General features: G+C 69.4%; 13 protein-coding genes. All 13 read left to right on the forward strand.

Annotation, left to right across the window (positions count from 1 at the left end; genetic code table 11):
* The first annotated feature begins 3 nt into the window (after positions 1–3).
* Complete coding sequence (locus QCD66_RS01455) at positions 4–1329, forward strand: NADH-quinone oxidoreductase subunit D (RefSeq protein ID WP_357516503.1); 1326 nt, start codon at positions 4–6, stop codon at positions 1327–1329.
* Positions 1326–2339, forward strand: a complete 1014-nt coding sequence (nuoE, locus tag QCD66_RS01460; RefSeq protein WP_364214743.1) for an NADH-quinone oxidoreductase subunit NuoE — start codon at positions 1326–1328, stop codon at positions 2337–2339. The genes QCD66_RS01455 and nuoE overlap by 4 nt, the downstream gene beginning before the upstream one ends.
* On the forward strand, positions 2336–3652 hold the full coding sequence (nuoF, locus tag QCD66_RS01465; protein ID WP_357540681.1) for an NADH-quinone oxidoreductase subunit NuoF: 1317 nt from the start codon (positions 2336–2338) through the stop codon (positions 3650–3652). Before nuoE ends, nuoF begins: the two co-directional genes overlap by 4 nt.
* On the forward strand, positions 3652–6129 hold the full coding sequence (locus tag QCD66_RS01470) for an NADH-quinone oxidoreductase subunit G (RefSeq protein WP_375733910.1): 2478 nt from the start codon (positions 3652–3654) through the stop codon (positions 6127–6129). The genes nuoF and QCD66_RS01470 overlap by 1 nt, the downstream gene beginning before the upstream one ends.
* Positions 6126–7544 carry an NADH-quinone oxidoreductase subunit NuoH gene (gene nuoH, locus QCD66_RS01475; RefSeq protein WP_375733911.1) on the forward strand — a complete coding sequence of 473 codons (1419 nt, stop codon included), beginning with the start codon at positions 6126–6128 and terminating at the stop codon, positions 7542–7544. The genes QCD66_RS01470 and nuoH overlap by 4 nt, the downstream gene beginning before the upstream one ends.
* A gap of 1 nt (position 7545) precedes the next feature.
* Complete coding sequence (gene nuoI, locus QCD66_RS01480; protein ID WP_357516493.1) at positions 7546–8130, forward strand: NADH-quinone oxidoreductase subunit NuoI; 585 nt, start codon at positions 7546–7548, stop codon at positions 8128–8130.
* Entirely contained in the window at positions 8127–8900 is a 774-nt protein-coding gene (locus QCD66_RS01485) for an NADH-quinone oxidoreductase subunit J (protein WP_375733912.1), read from the forward strand. The genes nuoI and QCD66_RS01485 overlap by 4 nt, the downstream gene beginning before the upstream one ends.
* Positions 8897–9211, forward strand: a complete 315-nt coding sequence (nuoK, locus tag QCD66_RS01490) for an NADH-quinone oxidoreductase subunit NuoK (RefSeq protein WP_212824468.1) — start codon at positions 8897–8899, stop codon at positions 9209–9211. Before QCD66_RS01485 ends, nuoK begins: the two co-directional genes overlap by 4 nt.
* 12 nt (positions 9212–9223) lie before the next feature.
* Positions 9224–11143, forward strand: a complete 1920-nt coding sequence (gene nuoL / locus QCD66_RS01495; RefSeq protein WP_375733913.1) for an NADH-quinone oxidoreductase subunit L — start codon at positions 9224–9226, stop codon at positions 11141–11143.
* Between the two features lie 64 nt (positions 11144–11207).
* On the forward strand, positions 11208–12743 hold the full coding sequence (locus QCD66_RS01500; RefSeq protein ID WP_364214722.1) for an NADH-quinone oxidoreductase subunit M: 1536 nt from the start codon (positions 11208–11210) through the stop codon (positions 12741–12743).
* A 115-nt stretch (positions 12744–12858) separates the two neighbouring features.
* Positions 12859–14424, forward strand: coding sequence for an NADH-quinone oxidoreductase subunit NuoN (gene nuoN / locus QCD66_RS01505; RefSeq protein WP_375733914.1), 1566 nt, complete (start codon positions 12859–12861; stop codon positions 14422–14424).
* Positions 14425–14488: 64 nt separating this feature from the next.
* The gene (locus QCD66_RS01510) at positions 14489–15547 is read left to right on the forward strand and encodes a polyprenyl synthetase family protein (protein WP_375733924.1); all 1059 of its coding nucleotides are present in this window, start codon (positions 14489–14491) and stop codon (positions 15545–15547) included.
* Positions 15548–16103: 556 nt separating this feature from the next.
* Positions 16104–16886 carry a helix-turn-helix domain-containing protein gene (locus QCD66_RS01515; protein WP_357540695.1) on the forward strand — a complete coding sequence of 261 codons (783 nt, stop codon included), beginning with the start codon at positions 16104–16106 and terminating at the stop codon, positions 16884–16886.
* Positions 16887–16938 lie beyond the last annotated feature (52 nt).

A 16938-nucleotide genomic window follows, 5' to 3' on the forward strand; every position in this document is an offset into this window, starting at 1 on the left:
GGTATGAGCACTCCCGGTTACGCGACCGAGCGGGAGACCACCGAGGGCAAGGTGTTCAACGTCACCGGCGGCGACTGGGACACCGTCGTCGAGGGCGTCGACCCGCTCAGCGACGAGCGGATCGTGGTCAACCTGGGTCCCCAGCACCCGTCGACGCACGGCGTGCTCCGGCTGGTGCTGGAGCTGGAGGGCGAGACGGTCACCGAGGTTCGGCCGATCGTCGGCTACCTGCACACCGGTATCGAGAAGAACCTCGAATACCGCAACTGGGTGCAGGGCACGACCTTCGTGACCCGGATGGACTACCTGGCCCCGATCTTCAACGAGACCGCGTACTCGCTGGCGGTGGAGAAGCTGCTCGGCATCGAGGAGCAGATCACCGAGCGGGCCACCACCATCCGCGTGCTGATGATGGAGCTCAACCGGATCTCCTCGCACATGGTCTGGTTCGCCACGACCGGCATGGAGCTGGGTGCGATCTCGCTGATGCTCTACGGCTTCCGCGAGCGCGAGTACGTCCTGGACATCTTCGAGCTCTGCTCCGGCCTGCGGATGAACATGGCCTACGTACGGCCGGGCGGCGTCGCCCAGGACGTGCCGGACGAGGCGATCAAGAAGATCGACGAGTTGCTCGACTACCTGCCCAAGCGCCTCGCCGAATACGAGGCGATGCTGAGCGACAACGTCATCTGGAAGGGACGCACCCAGAACGTCGGCGTCCTCGACGTGACCGGTTGCCTCGCGATGGGTGTCACCGGTCCGGTGCTGCGCTCCGCGGGCCTGGCCTGGGACCTGCGCAAGACGATGCCGTACTGCGGCTACGAGACGTACGACTTCAACGTCCCGACCGCGACCAGCGCCGACGTGTGGGGCCGCTACCAGGTACGGCTGGCCGAGACCCGCGAGTCGATGAAGATCATTCGGCAGGCGGTCGACCGGCTCCGGCCGGGCCCGATCATGGTCGCCGACAAGAAGATCGCCTGGCCGGCGCAGCTCGCGATCGGCGTCGACGGCATGGGCAACTCGCTGGAGCACGTCGCCAAGATCATGGGTCAGTCGATGGAGTCGCTGATCCACCACTTCAAGCTGGTGACGGAGGGCTTCCGGGTGCCGCCCGGACAGGTCTACGTCCCGATCGAAGGGCCCCGCGGTGAGCTGGGAGCACATGCCGTCTCCGACGGAGGCACCCGGCCCTACCGGGTGCACTTCCGGGAGCCGAGCTTCGTCAACCTCCAGGCGATCCCGGCCATGTCCGAGGGCGCACTGCTGGCCGACGTGATCGCGGGCGGCGCTTCGCTGGACCCGGTGATGGGTGGGTGTGACCGATGAGTGTGCCGTTCGACGAGCAGACCCGGGCCCGGGCCGCTGAGATCATCAGCCGCTACCCGGCCGACCGGTCCCGCTCCGCACTGCTGCCGCTGCTGCACCTGGTGCAGTCCGAGGAGGGCTACGTCTCCCCGGCCGGCGTCGAGTTCTGTGCCGAGGTGCTCGGCATCAACAAGGCGCAGGTCGGCGCGGTGGCGACGTTCTACACCATGTACAAGCGCCGGCCGACCGGCGACTACCTGGTGAGCGTCTGCACCAACACCATGTGCGACGTGCTCGGTGGCCAGAAGGTCTTCGACACCCTCAGCGAACTGCTCGAGGTCGGGCACGACCAGACCACCGCCGACGGCACCATCACCCTGGAGCACGCGGAGTGCCTCGCCGCCTGCGACTACGGGCCGGTCATGACCGTCAACTACGACTTCTTCGACAAGGTCGACCCCGACGTCGCCACCGGCATCGTCGAGGAACTGCGGGCCGGCAAGCAGCCGATGCCGACCCGGGGTGCGCGGCTCTGCACGCTCAAGGAGATGTCGCTCCAGCTCGCCGGCTTCGCCGACACCCGCGAGGGTGCGGTCGCCGACGGCCCGGCCGGCGACGCGACGCTGCGCGGTCTGCGGCTGGCCCAGGAGCACGGCATCGCGGTCCGCGACTTCGACCCGAACACGCCGATCCGGAGCAAGGACGCCGGCGACAAGCCGGCGCCCCCGACCACCCGGCCCGCCGCCGCGACCGCCACCACCGCCCCGGACGTGAAGGCGCCCGACGGCAAGTCGCCCCAGGTGCGTACGGCCGAGACCCGGTCGCCGGACGCCGCGACGCCGGTTCCCGACGCGCCGGGCACGACGCCCCCGGTCGACGGCACCCCGCCGGCGCCCGGGGACGCGAAGGCAGCCGAGGCGGCCGGTGTCGCCAGCAACAAGCCGGCCAGCGACGCCAAGCCGGCCGGCGACGACGGCGGAGCCCGGCAGGCCAATCTCGAGGGATCGAAGGAAGCGGAGGCCGAGAAGTGACCACGCCTCGGCGGGAGACGCTGGAGAAGCTGACCCCGGTCCTGACCAAGCGCTGGCTGTCGCCGGACGCCTGGCGGCTCGACGTCTACGAGCGGCTCGACGGGTACGCCGCGCTGCGCAAGGCGATCAAGGCCGACCCGGACGACCTGATCCAACTGATCAAGGACTCGGGGCTGCGCGGCCGCGGCGGCGCCGGCTTCCCGACCGGTCTGAAGTGGGGCTTCATCCCGCAGAACGACGGCAAGCCGCACTACCTCGTGGTCAACGCCGACGAGGGCGAGCCGGGCACCTGCAAGGACCTGCCCCTGATGACCCACGACCCGCACTCGCTGATCGAGGGCGTCATCATCGCCTCGTACGCGATCCGGGCCAACCGCGCCTACATCTACATCCGCGGCGAGGCGGTGCACGCCGCCCGCCGGCTGCGCCACGCGGTCGCCGAGGCGCACAAGGCGGGCTACCTCGGCCGCAACATCCTCGGCTCCGGCTTCGACCTGGAACTGGTCGTGCACAGCGGCGCCGGCGCGTACATCTGCGGCGAGGAGACCGCGCTCCTCGACTCGCTGGAGGGCTTCCGTGGCCAGCCCCGGCTGCGCCCGCCCTTCCCGGCGACCCACGGCCTCTACGCCAGCCCGACGGTGGTCAACAACGTCGGCACCATCGCCAGCGTGCCGTACATCGTGCTCGGCGGCAGTGCCTGGTGGAAGTCGATGGGCACCGAGAAGTCGTCCGGCCCGATGATCTACTCGCTGTCCGGCCGGATCGCCAACCCCGGCCAGTACGAGTGCTCGATGGGCATCACGCTGCGCGAGCTGATCGAGCTGGCCGGCGGCATGCAGCCCGGGCACAACCTGCGGTTCTGGACGCCGGGTGGCTCCTCCACCCCGCTGCTCACCGCGGACCACCTCGACGTGCCCCTCGACTTCGAGGGGGTGTCCGCCGCCGGCTCGATCCTCGGCACGACGGCGACGCAGATCTTCTCCGACCAGGACTGCCCGGTCTACGCGACGTACCGGTGGCTGGAGTTCTACCACCACGAGTCGTGCGGCAAGTGCACCCCGTGCCGCGAGGGCAACTACTGGATGGTGCGGGTCTACCGCCGGATCCTGGCCGGCCAGGGCACCCACGAAGACCTGGACACCCTGCTCGACACCTGCGACAACATCCTGGGCCGCTCCTTCTGCGGTCTCGGTGACGGCGCCACCAGCTCGGTGACCTCGTCGCTGCAGTACTTCAAGCAGGACTACCTCGACTACATCGAAGGCCGCCGGGCGCCGAGGTTGTCCGAGAAGACTCTGGTCGGAGCGCACTAATGACTGACGTAGCCAAGGCCGCGGACACCGTCACGCTCACCATCGACGGCATCGAGGTGACGGCCCCCAAGGGTGCGCTGCTCATCCGGGTCGCCGAGCAGATGGGCATCGAGATCCCACGGTTCTGCGACCACCCGCTGCTGGCTCCCGCCGGGGCCTGCCGGCAGTGTCTGGTCGACGTGGAGGGCCAGCGCAAGCCGGTCGCCTCCTGCACCCAGACGGTCGCCGAGGGCATGGTCGTCCGTACCCAGCTCACCTCTCCGGTCGCCAAGAAGGCACAGGAGGGGATCATGGAGCTGCTCCTGGTCAACCACCCGCTCGACTGCCCGATGTGCGACAAGGGCGGCGAGTGCCCGCTGCAGAACCAGGCGATGTCGACCGGACGCACAGAGTCGCGGTTCCACGAGCACAAGCGCGAGTACGAGAAGCCGATCAACATCTCGTCGCAGGTCCTGCTCGACCGCGAGCGGTGTGTGCTCTGCCAGCGCTGCACCCGCTTCTCCGAGGAGATCGCGGGCGACAAGTTCATCGACCTGATGGGCCGCTCCTCGGCCGAGGAGATCAACGTCTACCGGGACGACTACTACGGCGCCGAGCCCACGGACGACGAGTCCGGCGACGTGCCGTTCAACTCGTACTTCTCCGGCAACACCGTGCAGATCTGCCCGGTCGGCGCGCTGACCGGAGCCCAGTACCGCTTCCGGGCCCGCCCGTTCGACCTGGTCTCGACGCCGAGCGTGTGCGAGCACTGCTCCGCCGGCTGCGCCCAGCGCACCGACTGGCGGCGCGGCAAGGTGCTGCGCCGGCTCGCCGGTGACGACGCGGCGGTGAACGAGGAGTGGAACTGCGACAAGGGTCGGTGGGGCTTCCAGTACGCCAACGCCTTCGACCGGCTCACCACCCCGCTCGTCCGGGACGCCAAGACCGGCGAACTGCGCGAGGCGGCGTGGAGCGAGGCGTTCGCGGTCGCCGCCGAGGGGCTGCGTGCCGCCCGCGACGGTGGCCGGGGGGTCGGCGTGCTGACCGGTGGCCGGCTGACCGTCGAGGACGCGTACGCCTACGCCAAGTTCGCCCGGATCGCGCTCAACACCAACGACATCGACTTCCGGGCCCGGCCGCTGTCGGCCGAGGAGACCGAGTTCCTCGCCTCCTCGGTGGTCGGCACCAACGCCGTCACGTATGCCGACGTCGAGAAGGCGCCGGCGGTCGTGATCGTCGGGCTGGAGCCGGAGGAGGAGTGCCCGATTCTCTTCCTGCGGCTGCGCAAGGCGTACACCAAGCGCAAGCTGCTGGTGCACGCGCTGGCGCCGTACGTCACCCGCGGGCTGGCGAAGATCGGCGCGACGGTCACCGCCACGGTTCCGGGCGACGAGGCGCGGCTGCTGGCCGAGGACCCGAAGGTCGCCGACGCGCTGCGCCACGAGGGTGCCGTGCTGCTGGTCGGTGAGCGGCTCGCCACCGTACCCGGCGGGTTGTCGGCCGCCGCCGCGCTGGCGGCCCGTACCGGGGCGAAGCTGGCCTGGGTGCCGCGTCGCGCCGGGGACCGGGGCGCGGTCGACGCCGGCTGCCTGCCCAACCTGCTGCCCGGCGCCCGCCCGGTCGCCGACCCGGCCGCCCGTTCGGAGCTGGCCGGTCTCTGGGACCTCGCCGCCGGCGTCCTGCCCAGCCGGCCCGGCCGCGACACCGACGGGATCGTCGCCGCCGCGGCCGCGGGCGAACTCGGCGCGCTCCTCGTCGCCGGGGTCGACCCCGCCGACCTGGCCGACCCGCGGCTGGCCGAGGAAGCCCTCGACAAGGTGCCGTTCCTGGTCAGCCTGGAGCTGCGCAAGAGCGCGGTCAGCCGCCGCGCCGACGTGGTGTTCCCGGTCGCGCCGGTGGTCGAGAAGGCCGGCAGCTTCGTCGACTGGGAAGGCCGGCTGCGCACCTTCGAGGCGGTCCTCAACACCGCGGCGATGACCGACGCCCGGGTGCTCGACGCGCTCGCCGCCCAGCTCGACGTGACGCTGGGAACCGGCGATGTCAACAGCGTCCGCCGGGAGCTGGGTTCCCTGCCGGCCACCTCGACCGCCCCGGCCGAGGTACCGACCGTCGCCCCGGCCGCGCTGCCGGCGGTCGGCGCCGGCGAGGCCGTGCTCGCCACCTGGCACCACCTGGTCGACCTGGGCAGCCTGCTCGACGGCGACGAGGTGCTGGCCGGTACGGCCCGGGTGCCGGTGGTCCGGATCGGCAAGGCGGTCGCCGAGGCGCTCGGGGTCGCCGACGGCGACGCGGTCACGGTCGGCACCGACCGTGGCGCGCTGACCCTGCCGGCCGAGATCACCGAGATGCCGGACGGTGTGGTCTGGCTGCCGACCAACTCGCCCGGCGCGACCGTACGGCGCAGCCTCGGCGCGGCGTCGGGCGCGGTCGTACGGGTCTCCGCCGGCGCCGGCGGACCTCTCCTGGCGCAGCAGAGCACTGAGGGAGCCGTTCAGTGATCACCACCTATCTGGCGCAGAGTCCGACACTCGAAGACTTCGGCAAGGACGTCTGGTGGCTCGTCCTGCTCAAGATCGTCGCAGTGTTCGTGATGCTGCTCCTGCTGACCCTCTTCACGATCAACTACGAGCGCAAGGTCGTGGCCCGGATGGCGGTCCGGCCGGGCCCCAACCAGGTCGGGCCGAACGGCTGGTTCCAGTCGCTCACCGACGGCCTGAAGCTGCCGTTCAAGGAAGAGATCATCCCGAAGACGGCCGACAAGGTCGTCTACTTCCTCGCGCCGGTGATCTCGGCCACCTGCGCGTTCACCGCGTTCGCCGTCATTCCCTTCGGCCCGATGGTGTCGATCTTCGGCCAGCGGACCCCGCTCCAGCTGACCGACACGCCCGTCTCGGTCCTGCTGGTGCTCGCCTGCGCCTCCATCGGCGTCTACGGCATCGTGCTCGCCGGTTGGGCGTCCGGCTCGACCTACCCGCTGCTCGGCGGCCTCCGGTCGACCGCTCAGGTGATCTCGTACGAGGTGGCGATGGGGCTGTCCATCGTCGCGGTCTTCATGACCGCCGGCACGATGTCGACCTCCGAGATCATCCGGGCGCAGGAGCACGGCAACCCGATCAACCTGTTCGGCCTCGAGGTGACCGCGCCCGGCTGGTACGCCGTACTGCTCGCGCCGAGCTTCGTCATCTACGCCATCTCGGCGGTCGGTGAGACCAACCGGGCCCCGTTCGACCTGCCCGAGGCCGAGTCCGAGCTGGTCGGCGGCTTCCACACCGAATACTCGTCGTTCAAGTTCGCGATGTTCTTCCTCGCCGAGTACATCAACATGATCACGGTGTCGGCGCTGTGCACCACGCTGTTCCTCGGTGGCTGGCGGGCCCCGTGGCCGATCAGCTTCTGGGAGGGTGCCAACTCCGGCTGGTGGCCGATGCTGTGGTTCCTCGGCAAGGTGCTGCTCCTGCTCTTCGGCTTCATCTGGCTGCGGGCCACGCTGCCCCGGCTGCGCTACGACCAGTTCATGCGCTTCGGCTGGAAGATCCTGATCCCGGTCAGCCTGCTCTGGATCTTCGCTCTGGCCGGCATCAAGATCTTGCAGAGGCAGGAGGGTGGCCCCGCCCAGTACCTGATCATCGGCAGCGTTGTCGTGGTCGTGCTGCTGCTGGCGCTGCTCTGGCCGTCCGGCAAGAAGGAACCCACCGTCTCGCTCGAGGAACAGATCGCCGCCCGCCCCAAGGGCAGCTTCCCGTTGCCGCCGATGGATCTACAGGTCCCGCCGAGCCCGCGGGCCCGGCGCGACGTCGCCGAGCGGCAGCCCGCGCTGACCGGCGCCCGCGGCGACACCGCGGCCACCGGCGAAACCGGACCGGGCGCCACCGACCAGTCCAGCCCCAACGGCCCGGCCGACAAGGAGGTGTGAGATGGCCTTCGGATCCATCAAGGGCTTCGGGGTGACCTTCTCCCACATGTTCCGGAAGGTCATCACCACCGACTACCCGTTCAAGCCGCCGGTCTCGGCACCGCGCTACCACGGCCGGCACATCCTCAACCGGCACCCGGACGGGCTGGAGAAGTGCATCGGCTGCGAGCTGTGCGCCTGGGCCTGCCCGGCCGACGCGATCTACGTCGAGGGCGGCGACAACACCGAGGAGCAGCGCTTCTCGCCGGGTGAGCGCTACGCCAGCATCTACCAGATCAACTACGCCCGCTGCATCTTCTGCGGGCTGTGCATCGAGGCGTGCCCGACCCGGTCGCTGACGATGAGCAACGAATACGAGTTGGCGCGCGACTCGCGCCAGGATCTGATCTTCACCAAGGAACAGCTCCTGGCGCCGCTCCTGCCCGGCATGGAGCAGCCGCCGCACCCGATGCGTCTCGGCGACTCGGAGAAGGACTACTACGTCGGCGCGCTGACCAACCCCGGCACCTCGGCGGGCGCCGAACGGGCGCCCTGGTCGGAGTCGGGCACGGTCGACGGGTCCGGAGCGACTGGAGAGGTCAAATGACGAGCGCACAGGTGGTGCTCGCGGCGTCCGGCGGAGTGTCCACCGGTGAGCAGATCGCGTTCTGGGTGCTGGCACCGCTGGCGCTGGTCGGGGCATTCGGCATGGTGCTGGCCCGCAACGCCGTCCACTCGGCGCTGTGGCTGGTCGTCACCATGCTCTGCCTGGGTGCGTTCTACGTCATCCAGTCCGGGCCGTTCATCGGCATGGTGCAGATCATCGTCTACACCGGCGCGATCATGATGCTGTTCCTCTTCGTGCTGATGCTCGTCGGCCGGGACTCGTCCGACTCGCTGATCGAGACGCTGCGCGGGCAGCGGCTGGCCGCGGTCGGGCTCGGCATCGGGTTCGCCGCGCTCGTCGGTGCCGGCCTCGCCCGCGGACTCGGCAGCGTGCAGGCGGTCGGCCTCGACGAGGCGAACGCGAACGGCAACGTACAGGGCATCGCCGCCCTGCTCTTCACCGACTACGTCGTCGTCTTCGAACTTTCCGGCGGGCTGTTGATCGTCGCGACGGTCGGCGCGATGGTGCTGGCGCACATCGAGCGGCGCAAGGGCGAGCGGCTCACCCAGGTCGAGCGGATGAAGGCCCGCTTCGCCCCCGGCAACGACCCGGGCCCGAAGCCCGGTCCCGGTGTCTTCGCCACGTCGTCGTCGGTCACCACCCCGGCCCGGCTGCCCGACGGGACGCTCAGCGAGCGGAGCATCCCGCGGATCCTGCCGGTGCGCGAGCTGAGCTCCTCCGAAACCGCACCGAAGGGGACCGAGAAGTGAGCTTCTTCGACGTCTCGCCGAACCACTACCTGATCCTGTCGGCGGTGCTGTTCACCATCGGCGCGGTGGGGGTGCTGATCCGGCGCAACGCCATCGTCCTGTTCATGTGTGTCGAGCTCATGCTCAACGCCGCCAATCTGAGCCTGGTCACGTTCAGCCGGATCAACGGCGACCTCAACGGCCAGATCATGGCGTTCTTCGTGATGGTGGTCGCCGCCGCCGAGGTCGTGGTCGGGTTGGCCATCATCATGTCGATCTTCCGTACCCGACGCTCGGCGAGCGTCGACGACGCGAACCTGCTGAAGTACTAAAGGGGCCCTCGAGTGGACGAGACTGTGGAGTACGCCCAAGCCACGGGGCTGTTGAGCAGCGTGTGGCTGCTGGTGGCCATCCCGCTGGCGAGCGCGGCGATCCTCCTGCTGCTCGGCCGCCGGGCCGACCGGTGGGGGCATTGGCTCGGTGTGGCGAGCGTCGGCGCCGCCTTCGTGCTGGGGCTGACCTATTTCTTCCAGCTCCGCGGCCTGGACAACAAGTCGGTCGAGCTGAGCCTGTGGGACTTCATCGCGGTCGGCAGCTTCAACGTCGACTTCGGTCTGCTCTTCGACCCGCTGTCCGCGGTGTTCGTACTGCTGATCACCGGCGTCGGCTTCCTGATCCACATCTACGCGGTCGGGTACATGTCGCACGACGAGGGACGGCGGCGGTTCTTCGCCTTCTTCAACCTCTTCGTCGCCGCGATGCTGCTGCTGGTGCTCGGCAACAACTACGTGATGCTGTACGTCGGTTGGGAAGGCGTCGGTGTCGCGTCGTACCTGCTGATCTCGTTCTGGTACGACCGGCCGTCGGCGGCCACCGCCGGCAAGAAGGCGTTCCTGATGAACCGGGTCGGTGACGCCGGTCTGGCCATCGCCATCTTCATCATGTTCGCCACCCTCGGCACCACCCAGTACGACGAGGTCTTCAACGGCGTCAGCGCCCTGGCCGCCGGCACCGTCCTGGTGATGGGCCTGCTGCTCCTGCTCGGCGCGACCGGAAAGTCCGGCCAGTTCCCGCTCCAGGCCTGGCTCCCGGACGCGATGGAGGGCCCGACCCCGGTGTCGGCGCTCATCCACGCCGCCACCATGGTCACCGCCGGCGTCTACCTGATCGCCCGCTCGAACCCGATCTTCTCGGCCAACACCACCCTCCAGACGGTGGTGGTCAGCATCGGTGCGCTCACCCTGCTGATCGGCTGCATCATCGGCTGCGCCAAGGACGACATCAAGCGGGTCCTGGCCTGGTCGACGGTCTCCCAGATCGGCTACATGTTCCTCGGTGTCGGGCTCGGCGGCGCGGCGTACGCGCTGGCGATCATCCACCTGCTCGCGCACGGCTTCTTCAAGGCCGGCCTCTTCCTCGGTGCCGGCTCGGTCATGCACGGGATGCACGACCAGACCGACATCCGGCGCTTCGGCGGGCTGTGGAAGTACATGAAGATCACCTGGGCGACCTTCGGGCTGGCCTGGCTGGCGATCATCGGCCTCCCGCCGCTGTCCGGCTACTTCTCCAAGGAGCCGATCATCGCGGCGGCGTTCGACCGCGGCGACTGGACATCCTGGCTCTTCGGCGGCGCCGCGCTGCTCGGTGCCGGCCTCACCGCCTTCTACATGACCCGCCTGTTCGTGCTCACCTTTCACGGGCCGAAGCGCTGGACCGACGAGATCGAGCACCCGCACGAGTCCCCGCCGGTCATGACGGTCCCGCTGGTGCTGCTCGCCGTCGGCTCGGTCGGTGCCGGTGCGCTCCTCGCGTCGTCGGTGCCGGACTGGCTGACCCCGGTCCTCGGCAGCGACCACGGCGAGTCGCACGGAGTGCTCTCGCACGCCGTCATCAACATCCTGTCCCTCGTGGTCACGGTGCTCGGTGTCGGCCTGGCGTGGATGCTCTTCCGCAACGGCACCGCCCTGCAGGAGCAGCCTGCCGGCCCGCTGGTCAGCGCCGCCCGCCGCAACCTCTACGCCGACGCCTTCAACGAGGTCGTCTTCGAGAAGCCGGGCATCTTCCTCACCCGTGCCCTGGTCTACTTCGACAACAAGGGCATCGACGGTGCGGTCAACGGCCTCGCCGCCGCCATCGGCGGCGGATCGGGCCGCCTGCGCCGGCTCCAGACCGGCTTCGTTCGGTCGTACGCGATGTCGATGCTCGCCGGCGCCGTGGTCGTCGTCGCGGCGTTCCTCGCGCTGCAGTTGGGGTGGTTGGCGTGACGTACCAGGTACAGCCCGCCAGTGTCGGCGGACCTTGCGTTCACAACGGAGGTAAGGCCGAATAATGTCCGCTGACTTCCCCTTCCTCTCGGTGCTGACAGCGGCGCCGCTGGTCGGCGCCCTGGTGGTGGCGCTCATGCCACGCAGCCGGCCGGAGCTCGCCAAGCGGGTGGCCCTCGGCTGGTCGCTGGCCGTGCTCGTGCTCGCCGTGTTCATGTGGGTGTCGTTCGAGGTGGGCGGCGACCGGCTCCAGTTCCGGGAGTCGTACGCCTGGATCCCCAACTGGGGCGTCAACTTCACCTTCGCCGCCGACGGCATCGCGCTGGTGATGCTCGCGCTGATCGCCCTGCTCGTGCCGCTGGTGATCCTGGCGAGCTGGCACGACGCCGACAAGTCGAAGCGGTCGGTGCCGGTCTACTTCGCGCTGCTGCTCCTGCTCGAGTGCACGATGATCGGCGTCTTCGCCGCCGCCGACGTCTTCCTGTTCTACGTGTTCTTCGAGGTCATGCTGGTGCCGATGTACTTCCTCATCGGCAGCTTCGGTGGGCACCAGCGGCAGTACGCGGCGGTGAAGTTCTTCCTCTACTCGCTGGTCGGCGGCCTCTTCATGCTCGCCGCGGTGATCGGCCTGTGGGTGGTCGGCGGGCGCACCTTCGACTGGGAGAGCCTGACCCAGATCGACATGACGACCGGCACCGAACGGTGGCTGTTCCTCGGCTTCTTCATCGCGTTCGCGATCAAGGCACCGTTCTTCCCGTTCCACACCTGGCTGCCGGACGCCGGTGGCGCCGCCCCGGCCGGTGCCGCCGCGCTGCTCGTCGGCGTGCTCGACAAGGTCGGCACCTTCGGCATCCTGCGCTACTGCCTGCCGCTGTTCCCCGAGGCGTCGAAGTGGTTCGCGCCGTACGCCCTGACCCTCGCGGTGATCGGCATCATCTACGCGGCACTGCTCGCGATCGGGCAGAACGACCTCAAGCGGCTGGTCTCCTACACGTCGATCGCCCACTTCGGCTTCATCGGGGTCGGCATCTTCGCGTTCACCACCCAGGCCGGCACCGGCGCGGTGCTCTACATGGTCAACCACGGCCTCGCCACCGGCCTGCTCTTCCTGGTCGTCGGCATGCTGGTCGCCCGGCGCGGGTCGGCGCTGGTCAGCGACTTCGGCGGCGCGGGCAAACTGGTGCCGGTGCTTGCCGGGGTGCTGTTCTTCGCCGGTCTGGCCTCGCTGGCGCTGCCCGGCACCGCACCGTTCGTGTCGGAGTTCCTGGTGTTGATCGGCACGTTCACGGTCAACAAGCCGGTCGCCATCATCGCCACGGCCGGCATCATCCTCGCCGCCGCGTACGTGCTGTGGATGGTGCAACGAACGACGCAGGGCACCCTCAATCCGGCACTGTCCGGGGTGGAGGGGATGCGCCGTGACCTGAACCTGCGGGAGAAGGTCGTCGTGACGCCTCTGATCCTTCTCCTGCTGCTGCTCGGCTTCTACCCGAAGCCGGTCACCGACGTCATCAACCCCGCCATCCAGGCGACGATGCAGGATGTCGGCAAGACCGACCCGGCGCCGACGGTGGCCACTGTTCAGGAGGCCGGCCGGTGAGCGCGAGGAGTGCAGCGAAGCGGAGCCCCGCAGTCGCGAACGAAAGGTCGACTCCGGTGAGCGCGAGGAGCGCAGCGAAGCGGAGCACCGCAGTCGCGAACGAAAGGTGTGACCGGTGAATCAGCTCAAGCTCCCAGATATCGACTATGGAGCGATCGCACCGATCCTGGTCCTGTTCGCGGGTGCGTGCCTCAGCGTGCTGCTCGAGGCGTTCCTCCCGCGTAAGCACCGGCACCGGGTGCAGTTCGGGGTCGGGCTGCTCGCGCTCGTCGGCGCGCTGGTCATGGTGATCGTCGGCTTCGACACCCGTACCGTCACCGCGGGCGGGGCGCTGGCCATCGACGGGCCGACCCTGTTCCTGCAGGGCGCGATCATCATCCTCGCGCTGATGGCGCTGCTGTTGATGGCCGAGCGCTCGCTGGACCAAGGCGGCCCGTTCGTCGCCCAGGCGGCGATCCCCGCCGGCTCGGAGGCCGACCGCCGCCAGGCCGCCCGGGAGGGTGGGGCCACCGAGGTCTACCCGCTGGCGCTGTTCGCCATCGCCGGCATGATGGTCTTCGTCGCCGCGAACGACCTGCTGACGATGTTCATCGCGCTCGAGGTCTTCTCGCTGCCGCTCTACCTGCTGTGTGCGCTCGCCCGCCGGCGGCGGCTGCTCAGCCAGGAGGCCGCGCTCAAGTACTTCATGCTCGGCGCGTACGCCTCCGGGTTCTTCCTGTTCGGCATCGCGCTGATCTACGGCTTCACCGCCGGTGTGGCCACCGGTCCGGACGGCACGTCGGGCGGCGTCGACTTCGCCACCGTGCACGCCGCGGTGAGCAGTTCGACCGCGAGCCCGGTGCTGCTCTTCGCCGGTGTCGCGATGGTCGCCATCGGCCTGCTGTTCAAGGCCGCCGCCGCCCCGTTCCACGTGTGGACGCCGGACGTCTACCAGGGCGCCCCGACCTCGATCACCGCGTTCATGGCCGCCTGCACCAAGGTCGCGGCCTTCGGTGGTCTGCTGCGGGTGCTGTACGTGGCGCTCGAAGGGATCTCCTGGGACTACACCCCGGTTCTGGGCGCGATCGCGATCCTGACCATGCTGGTCGGCGCGGTGCTCGCGGTGACCCAGACCGACCTCAAGCGGCTGCTCGCCTACTCGTCGGTGGCCAACGCCGGTTACCTGCTGGTCGGGGTGCTCGCGCTGTCGAAGGACGGGCTGTCGAGCACGATGTTCTACCTGGTCGCGTACGGCTTCACGGTCATCGCCGCGTTCGGCCTGCTGACCCTGGTCCGCGACGCCGACGGGGAGGCGACCCACCTGTCCCGCTGGGCGGGGCTCGGCCGGCGTTCGCCGCTGCTCGCCGGTGCGTTCACGTTCATCCTGCTGGCCTTCGCCGGTATCCCGCTCACCAGCGGCTTCACCAGCAAGTTCGCGGTGTTCGGGGCGGCCCTCGACGGCGGCCAGAGCTGGCTGGTGATCGCGGGGGTGCTGACCAGCATGATCCTCGCGTTCCCCTACCTGCGGGTCGTGGTGATGATGTGGCTGTCCGAGCCGGGCGAGTCGACGCCGACCGTGTCGATCCCCGGTGCGTTCACCGCCGCCGCGTTGATGATCGGCGTGGTCGCGACCCTGGTGCTCGGCATCGCGCCGGCACCGTTGCTCGACCTGACCAACAGCGCCGCCGAATTCGTGCAATGACGCCGTTCCGGCCCGATCGTCGCAGCCAGCAGCCCCGCACCAGGCCCAACTCGATGCATGTGGCATCGTTGGGGGCGTGGTGAGGACGGTTGGCGGACGATCGGGCACGGCCGGCGGCGGGGCGCTGACCTCGATCGGGGTCGACTTCGCCGACCCGGTGGTCGAGGCTTCGGTCCTCCGTACGTTGGCGACGGTCGAGTCCGAGTTGCGGGCCAGTGTCGAGAGCGCCGATCCGTTCGTCACGGAGGCTGCCAGTCACCTCGTCGAGGCCGGCGGCAAGCGCTTCCGCCCGCTGCTGGTGTCGCTCGGGGCGCATTTCGGTGACCCCGACGCCCCGCTGGTGGTGCCGGCGGCGCTGGTGATGGAGCTGACCCACCTGGCGACGCTCTACCACGACGACGTGATGGACGAGGCGTCCGTGCGCCGGGGCGCGCCCAGCGCGAACTCCCGGTGGACCAACTCGGTCGCCATCCTGGTCGGTGACTACCTCTTCGCCCGGGCGTCGGCCATCGCGGCCGGGCTGGGCACCGAGGCCGTCCAGCTCCAGGCGCACACCTTCGCCCGGCTGGTGCACGGGCAGATCGCCGAGACCACCGGTCCGCGGGACGGCGTCGACCCGGTGGCCCACCACCTGCACGTGATCGCGGAGAAGACCGGCTCGTTGATCGCGACGTCCGCGCGGTTCGGCGGGATGTTCGGCACCGCGCAGCCGGCATACGTCGAGGCTCTGGCCGGCTACGGCGAGACGATCGGGGTCGCGTTCCAGCTCTCCGACGACCTGCTCGACATCGCGTCGGAGTCCGCCCAGTCGGGTAAGACCCCCGGCACCGACCTGCGGGAGGGCGTGCCGACGCTGCCGGTGCTCTACGCGTTGGGCTCCGACGACCGTGACGCCGCCTCGGTGCGGCTGCGCGAGATTCTCAGCGCCGGTGCGGTGACCGACGACGACCTGCACGCCGAGGCGCTGGGGCTGCTGCGCGAGTCGCCGGCGCTCAAGCGGGCGCGGGAGACGGTGCGGACGTACGCCGAGGAGGCGCGGACCCGGCTGATGGCGTTGCCCGACGGTTCGCCGCGCCGGGCACTCGAATCGCTCTGCGATTTCATCGCTGATCGCACCAGCTAGGTTTTCGTGATCTCGTCCGGCGATCAGCCGGTCGGCGCGGAACTGTCGGATGCCCAGGAAAATCGTCTCTTCATTCGTGTGACGATTGAACGGGCAAATGGGGCCAATGGCATGAGCGATGGCCTGGCCGATTCGCTGGCCGTACGGCCCATGTGCTCGGCCGGGGATCTCTGTATGGCCGGCCGCGCCATTGTCCGGGGGTGTGCCGAAGCGGTGCCGCGTCGGCGTCGACACGCTTCCTGTAGGTCGGAAACTCGCAGCTCACAGTGGCTTTATGTGGTCCGTGTGAGAGTCGCGGAACGGGTCGTCGCGGGCCGATTTTCGGCGCCGTGACTCGGCCGCTTGCCCGATCTTGCGGTACGTGGGTGCGGCCTCGTGCGGCGCGTTGGATGAATCCTGAGGCGGGGAAGCGGGCTCGGCATGTCGGCCGTACGAACCGTACGTATCGGATGCACTACCTAAAGTCTCTTTACATCCGGGTTGCTCGATCCGAATGGGCATTCCGCAGGACTGGTCTTTTTCATATGGTGTAACTCCTTGGCTAGCGGAGGTGGTTGTGCGCGACCCCCTGGCAGAACCGTCAGATCTGATTCGTAGCGTCTCGCGTGCGCTGCGTGTGCTGGAGGCGGTCGGGCGTGCCCCCAAGGGCCTGACCGTCAAACAGATCGCGAGGCGCTGCGAGCTGACCGTGGCCACCACCTACCACCTGGTGCGCACGCTCGCCTACGAGGGCTATGTGATCAGGCGTGAGGACGGCACCTACATCGTCGGCCTCGAAGTCGCCGACCGTTACCGCGAGCTGGTGACCGCCTTCCGCGGACCGGCGACCGTCGGCGAGGTGCTGCGGCGCACCGCCCTCGACAGTGGCTACAGCCACTACCTCGGTCGGTTCGTCGGCGGTCAGGTGGCGATCACCGCCGGTGCCGAGGGTGCCCGGTCGCCGTACCTCGAAGACCTGGTGCCCGGGTTCGACGAGGGGGCGCACGCGACCGCGCTCGGCAAGGCCCTGCTCGCCACCCTCAGCGTCGACCAGCGGTTCCGCTACCTCCGTGAGTACGGCATGCGACCGTTCACGCCCAACACCCTGGTCGCGGTCGACGCGATCGAGGCCGACCTCGCGGCCGGTGACCGTCGGGGCATGCAGTTGGAGATGGGGCAGTTCCGCCAGGGCGTCGCCTGCGCGGCGGTGCTGGTCACCCCCGACAAGGACATGGAACGCCGCGTGGTGCTCGCCTGCGCGCTGCCGGCCGCGGAGATGATGACCTCCGCGCGGGTGGTCCGGACCCGCCTGCTGGCCGCCGCCCGGTCGATCGCCGACGCCATCAACAGCGACACCTGACGCAGCACGGCGCCCCGCACACCGGCGGTGTACGGGGCGCCGTGGAATGCGT

Origin of the sequence: Polymorphospora sp. A560 (assembly GCF_045781765.1) — a bacterium.
GTDB lineage: Bacteria > Actinomycetota > Actinomycetes > Mycobacteriales > Micromonosporaceae > Polymorphospora > Polymorphospora lycopeni.